The 23,692-nt window shown below is 74.0% G+C and carries 19 protein-coding genes; 10 read left to right on the top strand and 9 right to left on the bottom strand.

Annotated features, from left to right (window positions below; all coding sequences use genetic code 11):
• Positions 1-100 precede the first annotated feature (100 nt).
• Both hmgA and K7396_RS28570 read left to right on the top strand, forming a co-directional pair.
• The gene (gene hmgA / locus K7396_RS28575) at positions 101-1,450 is read left to right on the top strand and encodes a homogentisate 1,2-dioxygenase (protein WP_152105039.1); all 1,350 of its coding nucleotides are present in this window, start codon (positions 101-103) and stop codon (positions 1,448-1,450) included.
• A gap of 17 nt (positions 1,451-1,467) precedes the next feature.
• Positions 1,468-2,214: a GntR family transcriptional regulator gene (locus K7396_RS28570; protein WP_152105038.1), complete on the top strand. Its 747-nt coding sequence runs from the start codon at positions 1,468-1,470 to the stop codon at positions 2,212-2,214.
• 611 nt (positions 2,215-2,825) lie between these two features.
• Here the strand turns inward: K7396_RS28570 and K7396_RS28565 are convergent.
• Positions 2,826-4,217 (bottom strand): MFS transporter, encoded by a 1,392-nt coding sequence (locus K7396_RS28565; RefSeq protein ID WP_086715660.1) that lies wholly within the window; start codon positions 4,215-4,217, stop codon positions 2,826-2,828.
• A gap of 217 nt (positions 4,218-4,434) precedes the next feature.
• On the opposite strand from K7396_RS28565, the gene K7396_RS28560 reads away from it, so the two are divergent.
• Positions 4,435-5,694, top strand: coding sequence for a type ISP restriction/modification enzyme (locus K7396_RS28560; RefSeq protein ID WP_152105037.1), 1,260 nt, complete (start codon positions 4,435-4,437; stop codon positions 5,692-5,694).
• 306 nt (positions 5,695-6,000) lie between these two features.
• On the opposite strand, the gene K7396_RS28555 is transcribed toward K7396_RS28560, so the two are convergent.
• The 3 genes from K7396_RS28555 to K7396_RS28545 all read right to left on the bottom strand — a co-directional run bounded on the left by K7396_RS28555 (position 6,001) and on the right by K7396_RS28545 (position 8,171).
• Positions 6,001-6,264 (bottom strand): hypothetical protein, encoded by a 264-nt coding sequence (locus K7396_RS28555; RefSeq protein WP_152105036.1) that lies wholly within the window; start codon positions 6,262-6,264, stop codon positions 6,001-6,003.
• A 272-nt stretch (positions 6,265-6,536) separates the two neighbouring features.
• The gene (locus K7396_RS28550; protein WP_152105035.1) at positions 6,537-7,343 is read right to left on the bottom strand and encodes an SGNH/GDSL hydrolase family protein; all 807 of its coding nucleotides are present in this window, start codon (positions 7,341-7,343) and stop codon (positions 6,537-6,539) included.
• Between the two features lie 120 nt (positions 7,344-7,463).
• Positions 7,464-8,171 (bottom strand): YoaK family protein, encoded by a 708-nt coding sequence (locus tag K7396_RS28545; RefSeq protein WP_152105034.1) that lies wholly within the window; start codon positions 8,169-8,171, stop codon positions 7,464-7,466.
• A gap of 223 nt (positions 8,172-8,394) precedes the next feature.
• Between K7396_RS28545 and K7396_RS28540 the strand changes: the two genes are divergently transcribed.
• The 6 genes from K7396_RS28540 (at position 8,395) to K7396_RS28515 (ending at position 16,646) form a co-directional block, all read left to right on the top strand.
• Entirely contained in the window at positions 8,395-8,820 is a 426-nt protein-coding gene (locus K7396_RS28540) for a hypothetical protein (protein ID WP_223660225.1), read from the top strand.
• Between the two features lies 1 nt (position 8,821).
• Positions 8,822-9,916, top strand: coding sequence for a GNAT family N-acetyltransferase (locus K7396_RS28535; protein WP_152105033.1), 1,095 nt, complete (start codon positions 8,822-8,824; stop codon positions 9,914-9,916).
• A gap of 475 nt (positions 9,917-10,391) precedes the next feature.
• The gene (locus K7396_RS28530) at positions 10,392-11,207 is read left to right on the top strand and encodes a glycosyltransferase family 2 protein (RefSeq protein WP_152105032.1); all 816 of its coding nucleotides are present in this window, start codon (positions 10,392-10,394) and stop codon (positions 11,205-11,207) included.
• Positions 11,204-12,286, top strand: coding sequence for a glycosyltransferase family 2 protein (locus K7396_RS28525; RefSeq protein ID WP_152105031.1), 1,083 nt, complete (start codon positions 11,204-11,206; stop codon positions 12,284-12,286). Before K7396_RS28530 ends, K7396_RS28525 begins: the two co-directional genes overlap by 4 nt.
• On the top strand, positions 12,283-13,086 hold the full coding sequence (locus K7396_RS28520; protein ID WP_086720849.1) for a polysaccharide deacetylase family protein: 804 nt from the start codon (positions 12,283-12,285) through the stop codon (positions 13,084-13,086). Before K7396_RS28525 ends, K7396_RS28520 begins: the two co-directional genes overlap by 4 nt.
• A 53-nt stretch (positions 13,087-13,139) precedes the next feature.
• Positions 13,140-16,646 carry a lipopolysaccharide biosynthesis protein gene (locus K7396_RS28515; RefSeq protein ID WP_086720850.1) on the top strand — a complete coding sequence of 1,169 codons (3,507 nt, stop codon included), beginning with the start codon at positions 13,140-13,142 and terminating at the stop codon, positions 16,644-16,646.
• A gap of 92 nt (positions 16,647-16,738) precedes the next feature.
• Here K7396_RS28515 and K7396_RS28510 read toward each other — a convergent pair whose 3' ends face one another.
• Positions 16,739-18,085 carry a glycoside hydrolase family protein gene (locus tag K7396_RS28510; protein ID WP_086720851.1) on the bottom strand — a complete coding sequence of 449 codons (1,347 nt, stop codon included), beginning with the start codon at positions 18,083-18,085 and terminating at the stop codon, positions 16,739-16,741.
• Positions 18,086-18,212: 127 nt separating this feature from the next.
• Here K7396_RS28510 and K7396_RS28505 point away from each other — a divergent pair, with 127 nt between their 5' ends.
• Positions 18,213-19,325: a DUF5925 domain-containing protein gene (locus K7396_RS28505; RefSeq protein ID WP_086720852.1), complete on the top strand. Its 1,113-nt coding sequence runs from the start codon at positions 18,213-18,215 to the stop codon at positions 19,323-19,325.
• A 42-nt stretch (positions 19,326-19,367) separates the two neighbouring features.
• Here the strand turns inward: K7396_RS28505 and K7396_RS28500 are convergent, their stop codons facing one another.
• The 4 genes from K7396_RS28500 to asnB form a co-directional block, all read right to left on the bottom strand.
• The gene (locus tag K7396_RS28500; RefSeq protein WP_086720853.1) at positions 19,368-20,330 is read right to left on the bottom strand and encodes a pirin family protein; all 963 of its coding nucleotides are present in this window, start codon (positions 20,328-20,330) and stop codon (positions 19,368-19,370) included.
• A 69-nt stretch (positions 20,331-20,399) separates the two neighbouring features.
• Positions 20,400-21,176: a dimethylargininase gene (gene ddaH, locus K7396_RS28495; RefSeq protein ID WP_086720854.1), complete on the bottom strand. Its 777-nt coding sequence runs from the start codon at positions 21,174-21,176 to the stop codon at positions 20,400-20,402.
• 58 nt (positions 21,177-21,234) lie between these two features.
• A complete protein-coding gene (locus K7396_RS28490; RefSeq protein ID WP_086720855.1) occupies positions 21,235-21,624 on the bottom strand; it encodes a GntR family transcriptional regulator in 390 nt (129 codons plus the stop codon).
• A gap of 164 nt (positions 21,625-21,788) precedes the next feature.
• Complete coding sequence (gene asnB, locus K7396_RS28485; protein ID WP_086720856.1) at positions 21,789-23,639, bottom strand: asparagine synthase (glutamine-hydrolyzing); 1,851 nt, start codon at positions 23,637-23,639, stop codon at positions 21,789-21,791.
• Positions 23,640-23,692: the final 53 nt, after the last annotated feature.

Raw genomic sequence — 23,692 nt, 5'->3', positions numbered from 1 at the left:
CCGCCACGATCCGGCCGACGCGGCCGGGAGTCTCCGTTGACGGCCCCCCACCGCAATCCTAAGGTCTTGCATAGGATTCCTTGAGCGGCGGGAGCACGCGATGGCAGGCACGGGCAACGAGCAGGCGAGGAAGACGGCCGAAGGGCTGGCGTACCACACCGGCTTCGGCAACGAACACAGCTCCGAGGCCGTCCCGGGCGCCCTGCCGGTGGGCCGCAACTCCCCCCAGCGCGCGCCCCTCGGGCTCTACGCCGAACAGCTCAGCGGCTCCGCGTTCACCGAACCGCGCGACCACAACCACCGCTCCTGGCTCTACCGCATCCGCCCCTCCGCCGCGCACCCGCCGTTCGTCCGCGCCGCGCAGGGCGCCCTGCGCTCCGCGCCGTTCACCGACTGCACCCCCGACCCCAACCGGCTGCGCTGGAACCCCCTGCCCGAGCCCGCCGGCCCGGTCGACTTCCTGGACGGGCTGTGGACGCTGGGCGGCAACGGCGACGCCACCCAGCGCACCGGCATGGCCGTCCACCTCTACCACGCCAACACCTCCATGGAACGGCGGGTGTTCGGCAACGCCGACGGCGAACTGCTGATCGTGCCGGAGCGCGGCGGACTGCTGCTGCGCACCGAACTCGGCCTGCTGCACGCCGAACCGGGCGAGGTGGCGCTGATCCCGCGCGGCGTCCGCTTCCGCGTCGAACTGCTGGACGCCGCGCCCGACGACGGCCGGGGCCCGGCCTCCCGCGGCTATGTCTGCGAGAACTACGGCCGGCCCTTCCAGCTCCCCGACCTGGGCCCGATCGGCGCCAACGGCCTGGCCAACGCCCGCGACTTCCGCGCACCGGTCGCCGCCTACGAGGACGTCGAGGGCCCCGTCGAGGTTGTCAACAAGTTCTGCGGCGCCCTCTGGACGGCGACCTACGACCACTCGCCGCTGGATGTCGTCGCCTGGCACGGCAACCACGTCCCGTACGTCTACGACCTGCGCCGCTTCAACGTCATCGGCTCGATCAGCTACGACCACCCCGACCCGTCGATCTTCACCGTCCTCACCTCCCCCTCCGACACCGCCGGACTGGCGGGCGTGGACTTCGTGGCCTTCGCGCCGCGCTGGCTGGTCGGCGAGGACACCTTCCGGCCGCCGTACTTCCACCGCAACGTCATGACGGAGTACATGGGGCTCATCGAGGGGGCGTACGACGCCAAGGCGGAGGGCTTCGTCCCGGGCGGCGGCTCGCTGCACAACATGATGTCGGCGCACGGACCCGACCGGGAGACCTTCGACCGTGCGAGCGCCGCCGAGCTGCGCCCGCAGAAGATCGACGACGGCCTGGCCTTCATGTTCGAGACCCGCTGGCCGCTGACCCTGACCGAACAGGCCCGCGACGCCGGGCATCTGCAGCACGGCTACGACGACGTGTGGCAGGGTCTCCAGCGCCATTTCCGCCCGTGACACCGGGGAACGCCGCCATGACCACCTTCGCTCCCGACTCGCTCGCCCTGAACCGCAAGCTGCCGCTGTGGTACCAGGTCTCGCAGTCGCTGCGCGCCTCCATACTGGGCCGCTCCCCCGAGGCACCGCTGCGGCTGCCCACCGAGGACGCCCTCGCCGCGCACTACGGCGTCAGCGTCCTGACCATGCGCCAGGCCCTCAAGGAACTGGAGGCGGAGGGCCTGATCAGCCGGCACCGGCGCCGCGGCACCTTCATCGAGCCGAGCGCGCGGCGCGGGTCGCCGGTGCGGCTGCTGGGCTCCGTGGACACCATCGTCGCCCAGCAGTCCGGGATGAGCACCGAACTGCTGGAGCACGGGCCCAGCCCCGTACCGCCCGAACTGGCCACGTACTTCCCCGGCCTGTCCGAGGTGGCCGGCTACCGCCGGCTGCGCGGCGACGAGGAGACCGGCGAACCGACCAACCACGCCCACAACTACGTGCACCCCGACGTCGCCGCGCGGATCGACCCCGCGGATCTGCAGCGCTGGCCGATGACGAAGGTACTGCGGGACGCCGTGGGCGTACGGATCAGCCGCATCACCGACACCGTCGAGGCCCGCCTCGCCGACCCGGAAACCGCCCGGCTGCTGGAGGTTCCCCTGCTCAGCCCGATCCTGCACTACACGGGCCTGACGTATGACGCCGACGGGCGGGTCGTCGATGTCGCACGGATCCACTATCGGGGGGACCGCTTCTCCTTCACGGTGTCGCTCGACGCTTAGTCGTTTCCCACGTTTTTGTCTTTTCCGCCGTGGTGGGTTCTCGCCGTGTTTCGCCCGCTTCGCGGTGCGCCCGCCGTGGCGCCTGCGGCGGGCGGGGTCCGCTGCGCGGGGCTGTGGGTGCGGTGACGGGCCGGAGGGGCGGGGGTGTGGGACTGCTTCGCTTTACGTCCCACACCCCCGCCCCTCCGGCCCGTCCCCTCCCGTGAGTGAGTGAAGTGATCGTGAGTGGGGGCGGGCGTCGATCACAGCCAATTCCCCGCGCCACAGCCATTTCCCGATGCCCACGGCCGTTTCCCTACGTCGTCCACAACACGCACCGGACCACCCAGATCCACCCCCACCGGCCTTCTTCCCACCCCCCAACGGGAGGGGACGGGCCGGAGCGGGTGGGTGTCCGGACGTAAAGCGAAGCAGTCCGGACACCCACCCGCGGAGGCCCGGCACCGCACCCCGACAGCCCCGCGCAGCGGACCCGGCCCGCCGGAGGCGCAACGCCGGGCGCACCCGCGCAGCGGGGCGAAACACGGCGACCAACCGCCACGGCGGAAAAGCCAAAAACGTGGGGCGCAAGCAAAGCGCAGCGGAACGGCGGGAAAGACAAATACGTGGGATCAAATTCTCTCAAGGCTACGGCCCGTGCTCCGTGGCCCCAGGAGCGCCACGTCCAGGCAGAGGAGGAGCATCAGGCCGGCCGAGCCGGTGAAGACCGCGGCGGGGCCGAGGGTGTCGAGGACGGGCAGGGCGACGAAGGGGAGGACGACCGACGTGAGGCGGGACAGCGAGTAGGCGATGCCGATCGCGCTGCTGCGCAGGCCGGTGGGGAAGAGTTCGGTCTGGTAGACGTGGAAGGCGTTGGAGAAGACGTTGCTGCACACGGTCAGCAGGAAGCCGAAGGCGACGATCGCCCAGGAGGCGGTGGCGAAGCCGAAGGCCAGTCCGCAGGCGGCGATGCCGAGGGCCGAGGCGATGATCAGCGTGCGGCGTTCGATCCGGTCGATGAGCGGGACGGACAGCGCGGAGCCGACCGGGTAGCCGCAAAAGCTCAGCGCCGCGTAGAGGAGCGACTCGGTGACGGTGTGGCCCTTCGCGGTGAGCACCACGGGGGCCAGCGACCCGAAGCCGTAGTAGCCGACGGTCTGCAGCACCTGGAAGATCCACCACATGAGGGTGCGCCGCCGCTGGTCGCCCCGGAACATCTCGCCCAGCGGCGCCTTCCGTTCGCGGACGGTCTCCGCCTCCGGGACCGACGGCAGGCTGCCGCCGCTCTCCCGGGCCACCCGTTCCTCCAGGCCGGACACGATCCGCTCGGCCTCCTCGCCGCGGCCCTGCACCGTCAACCACCGTGGCGATTCCGGGAGTCGGCGGCGCATCAGCTGGAGGAACCCGGCGCCCAGCGCGCCGGCGACCAGCAGCCAGCGCCAGCCGTCGACGCCCAGCGGCTGGTGTGCGGCCACCAGCCGGGCGCCGAGCAGCGCGGCGACGGGGACGCCGAGGAACCCGATGGTGTAGGCGTGGGCGATGTAGCGGCCGCGTACCGCCCGGGGCAGGAACTCCGCGAGGTAGGTGTCCACCAGCACGAGTTCGGCGCCCAGCCCCAGGCCGGACAGGAAGCGCAGCGCGAGGAACCAGGACAGGTTCGGCGAGAAGGCGCACAGCAGCGAGAAGAGCGCGTACGCCGCCAGGTTGACCAGGAACATCCGGCGCCGTCCGAAGCGGTCGGCGAGCACGGAGAGCACATTGGCGCCGGCGAACATGCCGAGGAACCCCGCGGCGATCACCCAGGACTTCGCGGTGGGGCCGAGGTGCCACTGGTCGGCGAGGGCGGCGGCCAGCACCCCGCCGAGGAAGATCTCGTAGAGGTCGAAGAAGGCGCCGATGCCGACGAGGAGGGTGATCCGGCGGTGCCACCGGGACGGCGGCAGCCGGTCCAGCCGGGCGGCGGCCCGGCTGCCGTCGGGGGTCCCCCCGCGCCGTTCCGGCGTGGGAGAGGTGGTGTCCGTCATGGCGGTCCTCCCCTGAGCAGGTCCCGGCGCACGGGCGGAGCCAGGTCCGTACCGCGTGGTCGGGCGTACGGCGAGGACCGTACTCCGCCAAGATCAGTTGGCGGAAGACCGCCTGTGCCGCCGCCCGTGCGGTGGACGCGGCCGGCGGATTCCCTCCCGCCGCCGGGCCGGTGGATACCATGCCGGGGTCAACCGAACGGTCCGGGAGGGGCTCCGCGTGACGGCGAAGCAGGACGCGCCACGGCTGTCCGATCTCATGCCCTGGTCCGTGGCGCCGCTGCGGCTCGGCCGCTCCTGGGTGCTCGCGCCGGACCCGGCCACGCTGCGCGCCCGCTGGGCGGCACTGGCCGCCGCGCACGACGCGGCGGCCCGCGAGCGGCTGTTCCGCCCGTCCCGGGCCCGGACCCTGCACTCCGCCGTCGGCCAGCTGCCGGGCCAGGCCACGGCCACCGAGCGGCTGTACCGGGCGGCCGGCCCGTGCCCCGAGCCGGTGCGGGTGACGCACGGCCCGTTCGACCAGCAGTGGCTGCTGCCCGATCACCGGCTGCTCGACGGCGCGCGGCCGGAGCTGTGGCGGGTGGCGGACGACCGGCAGGTGTTCGTGGTCGAGTGGGGGCAGGTGCCGCAGGTCCCCGGCCCGGCCGTGGTGTGCTCCGCGCTGCTGCCCGACGGGCGTTCCCCGGCCGGCCGCCCCGGGCGGATCCGTCCGTTCTACCGGCGGCCCGGCGGGCACGAGCCCAATCTCGCCCCGGGGCTGGCGGCCCTGCTCGGCCGGCGCCTGGACCGCCCGGCGGCGCCGGCGGACCTGCTCGCCTGGTTCGTGGCGAGCGCCCGGCACTCCCCCGACGGCTGCACCGTGCCGCTCACCGCCGATCCCGCCCTCTGGGACCGCGGCGTCGCGCTCGGCGAGCGGCTGCTCTGGCTGACCACCCGCGGCGCCCACGCCCCCGGGGCGGCCGGTCGGCGCGGCGGCGAGCGGCCCCGGATGCCGGGCGGACGGCGCCCGTACGTGCGCTCCGCGCTCCCCGCCGGCGGGCTGCCGCAGGACGTCGCCTACGACCCGGAGGAAGAGGCGCTGCTGCTCGGCGGCGGCCGGATCTCGCCGGTGCCCGCGGGCGCCTGGGACTTCCACGCGGGCGGCGTCCGTGTCCTGGAGGCGTGGCTGGCCGAGCGCACCGGCCCGGCCGCGGCGGGCACGGAGGCGCCCGAGGCCGGTTCGCTGGCGGCGCTGCGTCCCGCGAACTGGCCGCAGGAGTGGACCTCGGAGCTGCTGGAGCTGATCACCGTCCTGGCGCTGCTGGACGAACTTCGTCCGCAGGGCGTTCAGTTGGCGCGGGAGACGGCCGAGGGTCCGCAGGTGACGGCCGGTGAACTGCGGGCCGCCGGCCTCCTGCCGGCGCCGGTGTCCGCCCACCGTCCGGCGTCCGTGCTCGACCATCACGAGGAGGGCCCGGAGGGGCAGTTCGCGCTGTGGTGAGCACCGGGGGAGGCGGGTCGTCCCCTCGGGGGGCTCCGGGGCCGGCGGGCGGGCGTGCCGCGGGACCGTGCGCCGCCGAAACGCACAGAACCACCCGCTGCCGGGCAACGGGTGGTGGGGAGTGCGACGCCGGCCGGGCGGGGACGGGGCCGGGCGTGGAGCGGATGCCGTACGGCACCCTCGGGCAGGGGTTCCGCCCCGGCGAGCACACCGGCACGCTGCCGGTGCCCTGGGCCTGACGAGCGATCGGACCGCAGTGCCGCGCCGGGACGGTGTGATCGCCCGAGATGCCGCTTCAGAAGCGGATCAGCCGTGACCGCCGAAGAGCGAACGCCGCAGCCTGCGCAGCGGCGCGAACAGCGACACCCTGGCGCCGCGGCCGTGCCTCGAACGGAAATGATCACGTGCGGTGAGTTCCTGCATCAGGGACGTCGCCCCTTCCGCCTCGCGCTGCGGGATGGCCGGACCACCCAGCACCGCGAGATGGCGGTCGAGACGCGCACTGGACGCACTGCTCCCGCAGCTGATGGCAGGGACTCGCGCCCTGCTACGCACTGTTATCTGTTCCATGACTCTCCCCACCCTACGAGGGCACCCGGCCCCGGGCAGGGTAACCCTATCTCTCTCGGAGGACACGCGTGCAGACCGGTCAACGGATTCACCTGCCCCGCCTTGACGTTGACGAACACCATACGGAATGTCACGTACACCGCATGGGCCAGGGCGAGTTGAGCGTCATCGGGCTGCCGCGGAGGCCCGGTGGAGGTCTGACGGACCGCCAGGACGCCCGGGAAGAGACCGGAATCTCACCCGCCCTCCCCGGGCGCCCGGCGGGCCGATGGTTACGCAGCGGAGGCGAAGACCGGCAGATAGCCGCCGGACTGCCCGGTGGCGGTGGGGTGGTAGGACTCCAGGACCGGATAGGTCACGCTGTGCAGCCAGGCGCTGCCGGAGCACAGCTCATGTCCGGAAAACGTGCTGTTGACGTCGGCGAAGGTGAAGCCGTGGTCGGCGGCCCGCTTGGCGGTGACGCCGTTGATGGCGTCGGCGGCCGCGTTGATCGCGGCGCGGGACTTTTCGGAGAGGCCGGCGATACAGGTACCGCGGAGCTTGTAGAAGCGGGGATAGCCCACGACCACCACATGCGCGGCCGGGGCCTTCCGGGAGATGGCGTCGTACACCCCGTCGAGCCGGCCGGGCAGGGTGGTGTCGATGTAGGTCCTGGCCTGGGCCACCCGGGACAGGCAGGCGCTCTCGCCCTGGAGCGCACAGGTCGTCATGGTGTCGGCGAATCCGGCGTCGTTGCCGCCGATGGTGATGCTGACCAGGCCGGTGGAGCTGTTGAGGGGGCCGAGCTGACCGCTGAGAACGTCACCCGTTCGAGCGCCGGAACAGGCGGTGAACTGGAAGGAGGAGGGGGAGTGCGCGGCGGCCCACAGGGCCGGGTAGGCCTTGGCGCTGCGCTTGCAGGAGCCGCTGGCACTGTCGTAGCTGCCGGCTCCGACACCGGAGGAGTAGGAGTCGCCGAGGGCCACATAGCCGGTGGCGGCGGGGAGTTGAGCGGACGCGGCGGCGCTCGCGCCGGTGAGCGCGAGCGCCGTGGTGACGAAGAAGGCGGATGTCAAGGCCGCGAATCGGGACAGTCTCATGGAACCTCCCTTAGCAGGATCTCTGCCACATTCGTCGTAGCAAAACTCGCGGGTAGCCGGAAGTGTCCATGCCAAAGTTCGTCGGCCGTTCACGGCAAATATGGCGATCCGGGCGGATGTTCACCGCCCCTGGGCGGTGTCGCGGGCGAGGCCGGGAACGAGGAAGGCGGTGGCCGCGATGACGACGGCCACGAGCAGGATCAGCAGCATCGGCCGGGTGCCCAGACCGAGCAGTCCGGCACCGAGGAGGCCCCCGGCGAACATCGCGGTGACCGAGAAGAGCCGGCGGCCCGCGGCGTGACTGCCGTACCCCAGCCGCCTGTCGCGCCCCAGCGGTGACCCGCTGACCAGGGCCGTCATCGCCCGGGTCTCGACCGTCGTGGTGAAGTCGGGGACGGCGGCGCGCATGGCGGTGACGTTGCGCATGCCCATCGCCACCGCCATCAGCCCGATGACCAGGAAGCGCCGGCCCGGCGGCAGCCCCCGGACCGGGCCCGCGTCCCAGGCGGCCGCGGCGGCGGCCACCAGCAGTGCCGCTTCCAGGGCCAGCGCGACCGGGAACCAGCGGTGCCGCCGCGCGGCCAGCGTCGACTCCATCCGGGCCCCGAACGCCGCCCCCAGGGCGAAGGCTCCGAGCGACACCACCGTCGCCAGGACCGACAGCCCGCCCTGCCCGGCGATACCGAAGCCGAGGAAGAGCAGATTGCCGGTCTGGGTGGCGGTGAAGACCTGACCGAGCGCCAGGAAGCTGACGGCGTCGAGCATCCCGGTGGCCACGGTCAGGCACACCATGATCACCGTCAGGGCGGTTCCGCTCGGCGGCTCCACCAACGCGGCTCCTTCCGGCGGTCACTCGCCTCGCGGCACGTCCCCCCAGTCTCCGGACCGCCGGCCCGCACCGCCGCCATTGCGCCGTCCGAGGGCGGCCCGCCACACCCGCCCCCGCGTACGGTTGCGCAGGTTTCCGGTCGTCTTCGCGTCTTGACGGTGCTCCGAGCGTTGCGCGACATTGAGGCCCGGCATCCGGCGCTTATGGGGGGCAAAGCTGCCAATGCACACCAAGACCATCGCCCGGCACGGCTCGCACGACGCGCCGCCGCCCGGGGACCGGCCGACGGGCGCCACCGCGGCACTGCTCGCGGGGGTGGGGACCGGCATCGGCGTCATGGGAGCCGTCCTCGCGCTCGCCGGCATCGCCTCGCCGCTGCGCGCCCCGTTCACCCTCTTCTTCCTGCTGATGGCGCCCGCCGCCGCGCTCGCCACGGCGCTCGGCCGGATGGATCCGCCGGGCCGCGCGGTCGCGGCCGGCGCCGGGGCGCTGGCGATCGACCTGCTGGTGGCGCAGGCCATGCTGGCGCTGCACCTGTGGTCGCCGCGCGGCGGCGTCGTCGCGGTGGCCGCGGTCAGCGGCGCCCTGCTGCTGGCCGTCGCGGTGCGCCGGCGCGCAGGCCGGGCCCCCGGAAGCCGGGCGGGCTGAGATGGACGTCGCCGTGCACCGCCCCGGCGAGCTGTCCGGGGCCGACCGGAGTGCCTGGACCGCCCTGCAGTCCCGGGCGTCCCTCCTGGGGTCGCCGCAGCTGGCGAACCCCTTCCTCTCCCCCGAGTTCGCACTGGCCGTCGGTCACTGCCGCGGCGGGGTGCGCGTCGCGGTGCTCCACGAGGACGGCGGGCCGGCCGCGTTCCTGCCCTTCCAGCGTTCGGCGCTGGGCATCGGGCGGGCGGTCGGCCTGGGCGTCTCGGATGCCCAGGGGCTGGTGCACCGGCCCGGGTTCCGGTGGGACGCCCGGGAGCTGCTGCGGGCCTGCGGGCTGTCGGTGCTGGAGTTCGATCACCTGGTGGCCGGCCAGGGCCCGTTCGCGGCGGCGTCCTTCCGCGGTCACGCCTCGCCCGTCATCGACGTGGACCAGGGCTTCGAGACCTACCTGGCGGGGCTGCGGGGCCGGTCGCCGAAGTTCGCCCGGACCACCCTCGCCAAGGAGCGCAAGCTCGGCCGGGACATCGGGCCGCTGCGCTACGTCCACGACGAGCGCGACCCGGCGGCGCTGCGGACGCTGATGCGGTGGAAGTCGGCGCAGTACCGCAGGACGGGGCGCAGCGACCGCTTCGCCCACCCCTGGATCGTCCGGCTCGTGGAGCAGCTGTTCCACACCCGTACCGCGTCCTTCGCGGGGCTGCTGTCGGTGCTGTACGCGGGCGGGCGGCCCATCGCGGCGCACTTCGGGCTGCGGTCGCCGTCCGTGCTGGCCTGCTGGTTCCCCGCGTACGACCCGCAGTTCGCGAAGTTCTCCCCCGGGCTGGTGCTGCATCTGCGGATGGCGCGGGCGGCGGCCGAGGAGTCCCTGGGCTATCTCGACCTGGGGCGCGGGGCGAAGGACTACAAGGACTCCCTCAAGACCCGTGAACTCACGGTGTCCGAGGGGTGGGTGGTGCGGCCGCATCCGGTGGCGCTGGGGCACCGGGCGCGGCGGGCGCCGGTGCGGGCGCTGCGCAACACGGTGCTGGCCAGGCCGGAGTTGTTCGCGCCGGCCGATCGTCTGCTCAAGCGGATGGGCCGGATCCGGGCAGGACACTGACGCAATACCGTCACCGGTGGCCGGTGTCAGGGTTTTGCGCGGTTCCGGACGGCGCAACGGGGCGTGCGCCGGTGCATTGATACGGGCGTGCCCCCGAGTGCACCGGCCAGTTGCCGCAAAGGGTATTTGACCCGTCTGGCGGTGCCCTACAGTCCCAGTCATCAATACCGACGCACATCCACCCGCACCGGACGATCATCGCAAGACGGCTCTTGGGGAGAGCCCGAGCGACACGGTGAAGCGGCCGGTGCGGTGCGCGGTGGGGGGGTCCCGTGCGCGCGGTCTTCGCTTGCCGATCACAGCTTGCCGAGGGCCGGAGCACGAGCCGCGCAGCCGGAATCACGCGTGCCTGCTCGCCTTGTCCGGACGGTGAACCCTGCCGTGCGGCCCAGGTGTGAACCCCCCTTTCGACCCGGATAACCACACGGACCGCCCGGGGGTGGGAGGTCCACCGGACGAGAGGGCAAGAATCCCGATGAGCTCGTTCCTTCGCCCGGCCGACGCGGAAGAACCATCGCTGACGCTGCTGCCGGACCAGGCCGTCTACCGTCCCGTCTCCTCGCATCTGGCCATCGCTCCACCGGTCAGTGTCGTCATCCCGGCGATGAACGAGGCGGAGAACCTGCCGTATGTCTTCAAGACCCTGCCGGACTGGATCCATGAGGTGATCCTGGTCGACGGGAACTCCACCGACGACACCGTCCGGGTCGCCCGTGACCTGTGGCCGGACGTCACGGTCGTACCGCAGCGCGGCAAGGGCAAGGGCGACGCGCTGATCAGCGGTTTCGCGGCCTGCACCGGCGAGATCATCGTGATGATCGACGCGGACGGGTCGGCCGACGGCGGCGAGATCGTCAGCTATGTCTCGGCGCTGGTGTCCGGGGCCGACTTCGCCAAGGGCTCGCGGTTCGCCAACGGCGGCGGCACCGACGACATGACACCCGTGCGCAAGCTCGGCAACCGCATCCTGACCGCCGTCGTCAACACCAAGTTCGGCGCCCGTTACACCGACCTCTGCTACGGATACAACGCCTTCTGGCGGCACTGCCTGGACGAAATCGCCCTGGACTGCGCCGGGTTCGAGGTCGAGACGCTGATGAACATCCGGGTGGTCAAGGCGGGGCTGCGGGTGCAGGAGATCCCCAGCCACGAGTACAACCGCATCCACGGCGTCAGCAATCTGCGGGCGGTGCGGGACGGGCTGCGGGTGCTCCGGGTGATCCTGCGCGAGCGGGGCTCCCGGCACAACCGGCCGGCCCGGCCCGCGCTGATCACCGGGAACGCCCGGTGAGCGCGGCGGGAGAAGCAGCCGGCCCGGCGCCGCGGATCTCCGTCGTCGTCTGCGTCCACACCCAGGACCGGTGGGGCGACATCCTCGCCGCGGTGGAGTCGGTGGACGGGCAGTCCCGTCCCGCCCATGAGCTGCTCCTGGTGGTGGACCATCACCCCGCGCTGCTGGCCCGGCTCAGGGAGCACTTCGGGGGCGCCCGCGCGGGCGCGTCCTCCGCCCGCGCTCCCGCAACTCCCCTGAGAATCATGGCCAATTCGGGACCCCGCGGGCTGTCCGCGGGGCGGAACACCGGTATCGCCGAGGCGCGCGGCGAGGTGGTCGCCTTCCTGGACGACGACGCGGTGGCCGAGCGGGACTGGCTGCGCCACTTCGCCGCGGCCTACGCGGACCCGGCGGTGATGGCGGTGGGCGGGCGCACCGAGCCGGTCTGGGCCTCCGGCCGCCGGCCGGCGTGGTTCCCCGAGGAGTTCGACTGGGTGGTGGGCTGCACGTACCGCGGTCTGCCGCCCGGCACGGCGCGGGTGCGCAACGTCCTGGGCGGCAACGCCTCCTTCCGCACGGCGGCGTTCGAGCGCGTCGGCGGGTTCGCCGTCGGGATCGGCCGGGACGCCGGGCGGCGGCCGCTGGGCGGCGAGGAGACCGAGCTGTGCATCCGCATCAGCCGCTCCCTGCCGGACGCGGTGCTGCTGATCGACGACCGGTCGGTCATCCATCACAAGGTCCCGGCCGTGCGGGAGCGGTTCGGCTACTTCCGCAGCCGGGCGTACGCCGAGGGCCTGTCCAAGGCGCTGGTGTCGCGCAGCGTCGGCGCGCGGGACGGGCTGGCGACCGAGCGGCGCTACACCACCCGGGTGCTGCCGGCGGGGGTGCTGCGCGGGGTGCGCGACGCGGCGCTCGGCCGCCCGGGCGGCGCCGGGCGGGCGGGCGCGATCGTGGCGGGGGTGGCCGCCGCGGCGGCCGGCTACGCGTGGGGCACCCTGCGGGCACGCCGAAGACCCCGCACCGGTACGGGAGCCGAGGAGCGGGCGGACGGCGCGGCGCCGGGCGCGGTCCCGGCGCGCGAGGGGACCGCGGCATGAGCACCCGGCCCCCGGCGGTGCCGATCGTGATGTACCACGCGGTGACCGCGGACCCGGCGCCCGCCGTACGGGAGCTGTCCGTGCCGCCGGAGTCGTTCGCCGCGCAGCTCGCGGTGCTGGCCGACGGCGGCTTCACCCCGCTGACCACCGCCGCGCTCGCGGCGGCCTGGCGCGGCGGCGGCCCGCTGCCGGCCAGGCCGGTGCTGATCACCTTCGACGACGGCTACGAGGGCGTGCACCGGCATGCGCTGCCCGCCCTCGCCCGGCACGGCTTCCCGGCCACCCTCTTCGTGTCGACCGGCTGGCTGCGCGGCCCGTACGACACCGGGGAAGGCCCGGACGCCATGCTCGACTGGGACCAGGTGCGGGAACTGGCCGCCGCCGGGGTGGAGATCGGCGGGCACAGCCACAGCCATCCACAGCTGGACGGCCTCGGCGACGCCCGGCTGCGGCACGAGGTACGGCGCTGCAAGGAGATCATCGCCGAGCAGGTCGGCACGCCGCCGGAGTCCTTCGCCTACCCCTACGGCCACTCCAGCCGGCGGGTGCGGCAGACGGTGCGCGCCCTGGGGTTCGCGCAGGCGCTCGCGGTGGGCAACGCGCTCGCGGACCGCCGCCAGGGGCCGTACGCCCTGGAGCGGCTGACGGTGCGGCGCCGTACGGACACCGAGGAGTTCGCCCGGATCGTCGAGGGCCGCGGCCTGCTCCGCTCCTTCGCCCGGGACCGGGCGCTCACCAAGGGGTACGCGGTGGTCCGCAGGGCGCGGCAGACGGTCCGGCTGTGCACGCGGGGCGGTTGAGCACGCCGCGGCGCGCGGCGGCGGGAGAAGTGGACGAAGGAGCGACGGAACCGGTGTCGGACACCACCACCAGGACCGAGGAGCGCGCGGAACCGGAGCCCCGGGGCGGCGGCCGCGGGCTGCGCCTCCCGGGGCGGGACGGCGGGAGTCCGCTGTTCCGCAACGCCTATGCGCTGATGCTCAACACCGGCGTCTCCGGGCTGCTCGGCCTGGGGTTCTGGCTGGTCGCCGCCCGGTACTACACCGAGGCCGCGGTCGGCCAGGGCTCGGCGGCCATCGCCGCGATGAAGCTGCTGGCGGGGCTGACGGCGGTGACGCTGACCGGGGCGCTGGCCCGCTTCATCCCGGTCGCCGGGCGGCGCACCGGCCGGCTGGTGCTGGGGACCTACGCGGGCAGTTCGGTCGTGGTGGCCGTCGCCGCGGCCGTCTTCCTGCTCACCCTCGACCTCTGGGGCCCCTCCTACCGCTTTCTGCACGGCCCGCTGAACGGCCTGGGCTTCCTGCTGACCGTGGTCGCCTGGTCGTTGCTCACCCTGCAGGACGGGGTGCTGACCGGGCTGCGCAGCGCGCTGTGGGTGCCGGTGGGCAACCTCGCCTTCTCCACGGTCAAGCTGGGGCTGCTGGTGGTCTTCGCCGCGGCGGTCCCCACCGCCGGGGTCTTCGTCTCCTGGGCCGCGGCGATCGCGGTCTCGGTGCTGCCGCTGGGCTGGCTGGTGTTCCGGCGGCTGGTGCCCCGGCACGCGCGGGCCGCGCCGCGCACCGCCCGCCCGCCGTCGCTGCGGGAGATGGGCCGCTTCCTGGCCGGCGACTCCACCGGCTCGCTGTTCTCGCTCGCGGTGGTCTACCTCGTACCGGTCCTGGTGGCCTCGCAGGTCGACGCGGCGGACAACGCGTACTTCTACATCACCACCACCATCGGCGGCACGGTCAACCTGCTCGCCCTCAACATGGGCGCCTCGCTCACCGTCGAGGGGGCGCACGACCCGGCGCAGCTGGCCCGGCACACCCGGGCCGCGCTGCGGCGGATGGCCCGCATCATGCTGCCGGTCTGTGCCGTCCTGTTCGTCGCCGCGCCCTGCCTGCTGGGCATCTTCGGCCCGGGGTACGCGGAGGCGGCGACGCCGCTGCTGCGCTGGTTCGCGGTGGGGGCGGTGCTGCGGGTGGTGATGGAGGTCCACTTCGCGGTGCTGCGCGCCCAGAGCCGTACGGCCGGACTGGCCGCGCTGCAGGGCCTGTTGTGTGTGCTGGTGCTCGGGCTGACACTGGCGCTGCTGCCGCGGATGGGGCTGACCGGCGCCGGTGTCGCCGAGGTCTCCAGCCTGGCGGTGATCGTCGCGATCGCGAGCGTCCGGCTGGGCCGGGTGCTGCGCGGGACGGAGTCCGCGCCACCCGGCCGGGCACCGGCCGGCGGCCCCGCCCCCGGCGGCGATCCGGCGGAACCGGCCGTCCACGGCGATCTGGGGGATGCGGTGCGGGTGCACGGCGAACAGTGCGCAGCGGCCGCCGACCCCGTGCCGGACCCCCCGCTCCGGGGCGGGCCGCCGGGCCGCCGCACCCTCCTCGCCCGCGTCCGCAGCCGCCCCGACCTCGCCGTCTGGGCGCTGCTGGCCACCGCGCTCGCGCTGTTCTGGCTGCCGCTGCGCGGGATGGGCGACAGCGCGCTGGACCGGATGAACGGGCTCGGGCTGATCTCGGTGCTGCCGGTGGCGACGCTCGCCGGGGCCGCCCTGCTGGTGGCCTCCTTCGGCGCGGCGCTGTCGCTCCCCCGTCCCCGGCGGGCGCTGCTCGCCGCGGTGCTGCTGCTGACGGTGGTGGCGCTGCACGCGCTGCCGGCCGTGCTGGAGACCGAGCCGCGCTTCCCGACGGCCTGGCAGCACCTGGGATTCCTCGACTACCTCTCCAGGACCGGCACCGCGGTCCCGGACCTGGACGCCCGCTGGAGCTGGCCCGGCTTCTTCGCCGCGGTGCAGTTCGTCGCCGGGGCCTGCGGCGTCACCGACTTCACCGAGGTGCTGCGCTGGTGGCCGCTCACCATCCAACTCCTGTATCTGGCGCCGCTGTTCCTGCTCCTGAAGGCGGTACGGGCGAGCTGGCGGGCCAAGTGGTGCGCCCTGTGGCTGTTCGCGCTGTGCGGCTGGGTCGGCCAGGACTACTTCTCCCCGCAGGGCTTCACCTACCTGCTGTATCTCGCGTTCGTGGCGATCCTGCTGGTGTGGTTCCGCGACCCCCGGCCGACATGGGGGGCGCGCCGGCCGGGCGAGGCGGAGGTGCGGCCGGCCGGCCGCGGGCAGCTGGTGACGCTGCTCGGGGTGCTGATCGCGCTGTTCGCGGCGTCGGTGGCGGGCCATCAGCTCACCCCGTTCGTGATGCTCGGCGTGGTGACGGTGTGGGTGCTGGTCCGGCGCTCCACCCTGCGCGGCCTGCCGCTGCTGCTCGGCGTGCTGGTGGCGGCGTGGGTGGGGTTCCTCGCCGAGCCCTACTGGTCGGGCCACTTCGACGAGCTGTTCGGCGGGCTCGGCGGCGTCGGGGGCAATGTCGCCTCGTCCGTCACCGACCGGATCGGCGGCGGCGACCCCACGCACAAGCTGGTGCTCTACACCCGGGTGGCCCTGGCCGGCGGCGTACTGGCGCTGGCCTGCTGGGGAGTGCTGCGGCGGCGGGCGGCGGGCTTCACCGAACGCGCGCTGCCGGTGCTGGCCTTCGTGCCGTTCCTGGCGTTCGGGATGCAGTCCTACGGCGGTGAGATGGCGCTGCGGGTGTTCCTGTTCGCGCTGCCCGGCGCCGCGGTGCTGGCGGCGCTGGCCCTGTTCCCGCGCGAGGGCGGCAGCCGGCGCGGCCTGGGGCCGCTCGCCGCGCTGCTGACGGGCCTGCTGCTGGCCTTCGGCTTCCTGGTCGCCCGCTGGGGCAACGAGCCGTTCGAGCGGGTCCGGCCGGGCGAGGTCGCGGCGATGGACTACGTCTACGCGCACGACCGGCCGACCGCACGGCTGCTGTGGCTGAGCAGCGACCCCGTCAACAGCGTCACCCCGGCGATGCCCTGGGGCGCGAAGGACATGGAGCGGGTGCAGTACGAACCGGCCCTGGCGCCCCGCGATCCGGACCGGGTGGGCCCGGTGGTGTCCGCGCTGCGCACGGCGGGCCCCCGGTCGTACCTCGTCGTCAACCACGCCCAGGCGGAGTCCCTGCGGCTGGACTCCGGCTACCGCGCGGGCTGGGAGACGCGGCTGCGCGCCGCCCTGGACCGGCGTCCGGACCTGCGGCGGGTGATGGCCAACCGGCACGCGGCGGTCTACGAGACGACGCGGCGCCCGGCGGGCGAGGTGCCGCCGCCCCGGCCCGGCCGGGCCGGTCCGCAGGTGACCTGGACGCCGTGGTCGGTGCTGGGCGCGCTGGCGGCGCTCGCGCTGATCGTGGTGCTGACGGCCCGCGAGGTGCTCCGGGTCGGGGTGGCCCCCGGAGTGCGGCAACTGCACTGGATCCAGGGCCTGTTCTGGTTCTCGCTGCCGCTGCTGGCGGTGTTCCTGGCGTCGCTGGTGCAGCGGTTCGCGACGATGTCATGAGGGGCGGCGACGGGCGCGGCTCCCGGGCGGGCGAGGCCGGCCGGACGGCGGTACGGCGCACCCGGCCCGGGGCCGCCCTCGGCCGCCTGCGGTCAGGAGCGGTCGATCCACCGCACCTGGTAGCCGTCGAGCGTGACGCGCTTCCCGTCCACCGTCGTCGCGGCGCTCCGGTCGGCGGTGTTGACCAGCAGCGCCGTCCGGGCGTCGGCCAGCCCCCGTACCGCCGTCCCGCCGGTGTCGAGGTCCTGCGGCCGGTCGCCCGGCGGGAAGGCGCGGGAGAAGCGGGACAGCAGGTCCATCATGGGCAGCGCCGCTCCCCCGTCGTCCCGTGCGGTGCTGGTCCACAGGCAGCCGGGGCAGTGCGCCCCCCGGGTCTCCGGGTTCCAGTAGAACCCGCTGCCGGCGCCGCCGGACGCCATCTCGATCAGGGCGGTGGCCTGGGTGGCGGTGCGGCGGCGCTCGCTCCAGCCGGCCCGGCCGTCGTTGCCGTCCGGGATCTCGACGTACCACTCCGCCCACCACAGCGGCAGCCCGCTCTCCTTGCGCAGCCACCGTCCCACGTCGGCGAACTTCCGGGTGGCGGCGAACGCGTCGGGGGCGTAGCGGTTGTCCTTGCTGTAGCTGGAGCCGTCGACGACCAGGAAGTCCGCGCCGTCCTTGTGCCGGTTCCAGTAGGCGAAGGCGTCGAGGGTGCGGCGGTCGACGCTGCCCCAGGGGCCCTTGAGGGCGGAGGCGTAGGTGTCGTCGCCCGGGACGTAACTGTCCATCACCAGGTACGGGCCGCCGACCTGATTGGCGCTGTTCACCTTCTTCACCGCGCGGTAGACGAGGTTGTAGAGGCGGGTGTACCCCTCGTAGTTCCAGCGGCCCCTGGCGTCGTCGAAGAACCCCTTGAACTCGTTCCAGACGACGAAGTGCCGCACGTCCGGATAGCGCTGGGCGACCTTCCCGGCGAGGGCCGCGAAGTCCGCGTAGTGCGCGGGCGTCGGCGCCTTCTCCAGGGCGCTCCAGTCGGTGCGCCCGGCCGTGCCGCCCTTCATCCAGTCCGGCGCGCAGCACAGGGTCAGCACGGGGGTGCCGCCGGTCCGGCGGATCAGGGCGAGCCGGCGGTCCAGGTCGGCGAAGTCGTACTGGCCGGGGCGCGGTTCGGGGTTGTCCGCGCCCCAGCCCATCAGGTGCTGGTTCTGCGGCATCGGGTGGGCGGCCAGCAGCCGGGCGGCCCGCGTGGTGGCCGCGCCGGTGCCGTCGTCCGCGCTGTACTGGGTGTGGGTGAACCCCCAGCCCACGGCGGGGCCCGCGGCGCGCGGGAGCGCGGGCCGTTTCGCGTCCCCGCCCTCGTCGCCCGGCAGGGAGCAGAGCACCAGCAGGACCGCCAGCACCGCCACTCCGGCCGCGATCGCGCGGACCGGACCCTGACGTTCCCCACCATGACGTCGCACAATGGGCAGGTTAGCCAGCGATCCCCCCACTACGCCCAGGTTTCCCCGTAACAGTTCTGTTCTGGTACGGGGAAAACGCCGGGATAATCCGTGTACGTCATGGGGCGTCGTGACCGATCATGGCGGAATGTGTGCCGATCACGTCCGGCCGACCGCCGCCGAGGAGTCCCTTCCGCTCCGGCTGACCATGGACGACAGCGATGCGCCCGCCGATGTCGTCGACGCGCTCTTCCTGGGGCGGTTCGCCAAGGGAGAGCAGCCGTACGCCCGCAGCCGGTCCGTGGACCGGGTGAAGTCGGGCCTGACGCTGCTGCCGCCGGGCGCGCGGGTGCTGCGCTCGGCGAAGGACGAGGACCGCAGCGCCACCCTCGCCGAGGGCGACGGCTTCACGGTGCTGGTCTCCCGCTGGAACCGCGGCGCCGATGTGACGGTCACCGCCGTCACCGACGAACTGGCCGAGAAGGTGCTGGGGCAGGCCGCCGACGGCGCGCAGGACGATCCCGAGCCGCAGCCGGCGAACGTCCCGATGGGCTTCTGGTACTTCTCGCCGCGCCGCGGGCCGCACCGTACGTCCCGGCAGATCTCGGCCGGCACCTGGGAGGAGATCCGCCCCAACTACACCGCGCCGGTGGCCGAGGCCATGGACCGGCTGATGAAGGCGGCGCCGGCGGAGATCGCCGGCCGGCTGCTGTTGCTGCACGGCCCGCCCGGCACCGGCAAGACCTCCGCGCTGCGCACGCTCGCGCGTTCCTGGCGCGACTGGTGCCAGGTGGACTGCGTCCTGGACCCGGAACGGCTGTTCCACGACGTCGGCTATCTGATGGACATCGCGATCGGCGAGGACGACAGCACCGGCAAGGGCCGCTGGCGGCTGCTGCTCCTGGAGGACTGCGACGAGCTGATCCGCGGCGAGGCCCGGCACGCGGCGGGCCAGGCGCTCTCGCGGCTGCTCAACCTGACGGACGGGCTGCTGGGCCAGGGCCGCAACGTCCTGGTCGGCGTGACCACCAACGAGGACCTGGAGCGGATGCACCCGGCGGTGGTCCGCCCCGGCCGCTGCCTGGCCCGGATCGAGGTCGGGCCGCTGACCCGCCCGGAGGCCGTGCGCTGGCTCGGCACGGAAGGCGGCATCGGGCGCGAGGGCGCCACCCTCGCCGAACTCTTCGCGCTGCGGCGCGGCACCCGGCCCGCGTCGGTCCCGCCCCAGGACTCGGGTGCCGACGCGGGGCTGTACCTCTGAGCCGCCGCGGCCGCCCGGCGTACGGGCCGCTCGCGGGCCCCGTCAGTGCACCCGCCCGCGCGGTTTCATGGGCACCGCCGGGAGGTCGGGGGCCCGCAGCCGCTCCCCGTCGTAGCCGTGCACCTCGCCGAAGCGGGTGCCGGTCATCCAGTCCTCGCGGGCCTTTTCGATGTCCTCCTGGGACCGGCCCACGAAGTTCCACCACATGAGGATCTTCTCCTCGAACGGCTCGCCGCCGAGCAGCATCAGGCTGCTGTCGCCGTCGGCGCGCAGCGGCAGCTCGGTGCGCCCGCAGCCGAGGTAGAGGAGGGCGCCGGGGGCGAGGCGGACGCCGTCGACCTCGCTCTCGCCGGAGATGGCCAGCGCCGCGTACTCGAAGTCGGGCTCGACCGGCAGGCGGGCGTCGGTGCCGGCGGCGAGGGCGAGGTCGGCGCCGACCAGCGGGGAGTAGGTGGTGCCGGGCGAGGCGGCGCCGGCCAGTTCGCCGAGGATGACGGTGGCGGACAGTCCGCCGCCGCCGTCGATCACCGGCAGGTCGGCGTGGTGCTCGAAGGCGGGGGCGGTGTCGCGGTGTGCGGCGGGGAGGGCCACCCACAGCTGGGCGCCGTGCAGGAGGCGGCCGTGGCCGGCCGGTGACTCCTCGGAGTGCGCGATGGCCCGGCCCGAGGTCATCAGGCCCAGCTCCCGCGGCCGTACGGTCTGCAGGCTGCCGAGGCTGTCGCGGTGCAGCACCTCGCCCTCGCGCAGCCAGCTGACGGTCTGCAGGCCCGTGTGCGGATGCGGCGGCACCTGCATCCCGGGCTCCCCGGCGATGTCGTCGGGGCCGTAGTGGTCGACGAAGCACCAGGCGCCGACCATCCGCCGGCCGAGGTTCGGCAGCAGTCTGCGGACGACGGTGCTCTCGCCGAGCGGCACCTGCTTGCCGGGCTGGACGTCACGGACCGGGCCCGTACGGCCGTTGCCGCCGCACGGGTGGGGCGCGGGTCTGAGGTCGAGGTTGCTCATGGCGTCACGATAGGCGGGGCCGGGCGGACGGTCCGGGCAGGCGCACGAGGCGCCCGGGACGGCGCCGCCTCACGCATACAGCTCGCGCAGTCGTACGGACAGGCAGGTCACACAGCCCTCCAGCTTCTCGAACTCGCCGATGTCCACGACGACCGGCTGATAGCCCAGGTCGGCGAAGAGTTCCGCGCTCCTGGGCGCGCTCGCGGAAAGCAGCAGTTTTCCGCCGCCGAGCAGCACGACGTGGGCGCCGGCCTCCTCGGGGACGGGCAGGAAGCGGGGGAAGGCGGCCGGGTCGTCGACCAGGGGCGGGTGGCCGATCACGGTGCCGTCCGGGAGCGCGGTCACCGCGGACTTGAGATGCAGCACCCGGCTCACCGGGACGGCGACCACGCGGGCGCCCAACGGCTCGAAGGCGGCGCGCAGTTGGCGCACCCCGTCGGCGTTGGTGCGTCCGCCGCGGCCGACGTAGACGGTGTCGCCGACCTTCAGGACGTCGCCGCCGTCGAGGGTGCCGGGCGCCCGTACCTCGTTGACGGAGCAGCCGAGCGCCTCCACGGCGGCGCGGGCGGCAGGCACCTCGGCCCGGCGGGCGCCGGCGCCGGGGCGGGCGAGCAGCGCGACGTTGCGGAAGACCACCATGGAGTCCTCGACGAAGACCGCGTCGGGGCAGTCGTCGGCGGGGCCGACCTCGGTGGTGTGCCAGCCGTGGTCGCGCAGCGCCTGGACGTAGGACTCCCACTGGCGCAGGGCGAGCGCGGTGTCGACCGGCCGCCGTTCTATGTGGGTGACCAGTCCCTCGGCGAGGCGGGGGCCGGGGCGGCGGACGAGCGCCTGCTTGCTGGGCATGCGGCTCCTTTCGGGCGGGTGTGCGGTGGTGTGGCGGTCCGGCGTGCGGTGGGGCGCCTCAGGCGTCGGCGCGGTAGGTGGCGCGCAGGGCGTCCTCGACGGCGGCGAGGGCGGCGCCGTGGTCCAGGCCCAGGCGCCGGACGCGGCGGGCGTAGCTCTCGGCGGCCGCGGCGGCCTCCTTGTCCGCGGCCTCGCCGGCCGCCGCGATGAAGCTGCCGTTGCGGCCCCGGGTCTCGATCACGCCGTCGGCCTCCAGGGCGCGGTAGGCCTTGGCGACGGTGTTGGCGGCCAGCCCGAGGTCCTCGGCCAGGCCGCGGACGGTGGGGAGCTTGTAGCCGACCGGGAGGCCGCCGTCCCTGGCCCGGTCCGCGATCTGGGTGCGTACCTGCTCGAACGGCGCGGCGGCCGCCGCCGGATCGATGGTGATGGTCAGGGTCTGCGGGGACACGGTGGCGCTCCTGGTGCTGGTGGTGGGGCGGGCGGATGCGCGGCGGCCGTCCCCCGGGGCCGTCCCGGGGGCGTGCCGTGCGTACCCGTCGGTGCGCGGTTTGTCGCACCCATTGTGCGTCAGGAGCGCCGGTCGTGCGGGGAGGTGTCACCCCTCGGGCGGTGTCACAGGTCCAGGGACGTGCCCGTGGTGCGCAGCCAGGCGTCCATGCCGAGGACGAGCTCGGCGGCCGGGCGGATGTCGCGGCCGGCGCCGTCGGCGGTGGCCGCGGCCAGGGCGGTCCGGTCCAGCAGCGGCCGCACGGGGGCGTCGCGGTCGGCGGCGAGGGCCGTGAGCCCGGCGCGCAGCGCCTCGTTGTAGCCGGGGTCCTGGGTGCTGGGGTAGGGGGACTTGACCCGGTCGGCGACCAGGTCGGGCAGGACGTCGCGGGTGGCGGCGCGCAGCAGCGACTTCTCCCGGCCGTCGAAGGTCTTCATCGCCCAGGGGGTGTTGAAGACGTAGTCGACGAGGCGGTGGTCGCAGAACGGGACGCGGACCTCCAGGCCGACGGCCATGCTGGCCCGGTCCTTGCGGTCGAGCAGGATCTGCACGAAGCGGGTGAGGTGGAGGTAACTGATCTCGCGCATCCGGCGCTGGTGGCCCGTGTCGCCGTCGGCGTAGGGCACTTCGGCGAGCGCCTCGCGGTAGCGGTCCGCCTCGTATCCGGGCAGGTCGAGCTTGGCGAGCAGGCCCTTGTCCAGCAGCGCCTCACGGGTGGCGTTGCCGCCGGCGAACCGTCCGGCGAGCCCGGCCGCGATCCAGGGGAAGGTGCCGGCGTGGACGGACTCCGGGTCGTGGAACCAGCGGTAGCCGCCGAACACCTCGTCCGCCGATTCGCCGGACAGCGCGACCGTGGACTGTTCGCGGACCGCCCGGAACAGCAGGTAGAGGGAGGTGTCGCCGTCGCCGAAGCCGTTGGGCAGGTCCCGGGCGGCGAGCACGGCGGCGCGGTGTCCCGGGTCCATCAGGGCGGTGGTGTCCAGGACGATGTCGTGGTGGTCGGAGCGGACGTGCTCGGCCAGGGCGTGGGCGTACGGGCCGTCGGGGGTGCCGCGCAGGTCGTCGGGGGTGAAGTTCTCGGTGTGGCCGGTGAAGTCGACGGCGAAGGAGCGGACCGGGCCGCGGCCCTGGGCGGTCAGCGCGCGAGCGGCGAGCGCGGTGAGCGCGGACGAGTCCAGGCCGCCGGAGAGCAGGGTGCACAGCGGCACGTCGGCGATCAGCTGGCGGGTGACGATGTCGTCGAGGAGGGCGCGGATGTGCGCGATGGTGGTGGCGAGGTCGTCGGTGTGCTCGCGGGCGGTGAGGGCCCAGTAGCGCCGGACGGTCACCCCGCCGCGGCCCACCCGGACGACATGGCCGGGGCGCACCTCGTGCAGTCCCCGGTAGACGGCGTGGCCCGGGGTCTTGGTGAAGGTGAGGAGTTCGGAGAGGCCCTCGGCGTCGACGACGGGGCGGACCGAGGGGTGGGCGAGGACCGCCTTGGGCTCGGAGCCGAACAGCACCCCGTCGGGGGTGGGGTGGTAGTAGAGCGGTTTGATGCCCATCCGGTCGCGGACCAGCAGGAGTTCCTGCTTCCGCGGGTCCCAGAGCGCGAAGGCGTACATGCCGTTGAGGCGCTCGGTGAACGCCTCGCCCCACTGGAGGTAGGCGTGCAGCACCACTTCGGTGTCGCTGTGCGTACGGAAGGTGCGGCCCAGCGCCTCCAGCTCGGCGCGCAGCTCCAGGTAGTTGTAGACCTCGCCGCTGTAGGTGGTGACGAGCAGGGTGCGGCCGTCCTCCTCGACGGCCATGGGCTGCCGGCCGCCGTCGAGATCGATGACCGCGAGCCTGCGGTGGCCGAGCGCGGCGTGGGTGTCGAGCCAGAAGCCCGCCGCGTCCGGGCCGCGGCAGGCCATGGTCCCCGTCATCGCCTCCAGCGTGGCGCGGCGGGTGGTGAGGTCGTGGTCGTAGGAGATCCATCCGGTGATTCCGCACATCCTCGCGGCTCCTCCCTCAGGGACGGCAGCGCCGCCGCATCCCGGCGACGGTC

The organism is Streptomyces angustmyceticus (assembly GCF_019933235.1).
GTDB lineage: Bacteria > Actinomycetota > Actinomycetes > Streptomycetales > Streptomycetaceae > Streptomyces > Streptomyces angustmyceticus.
Note: the sequence above shows the minus strand (reverse complement) of the source record. Positions and strands in the feature narration are given on the sequence as shown.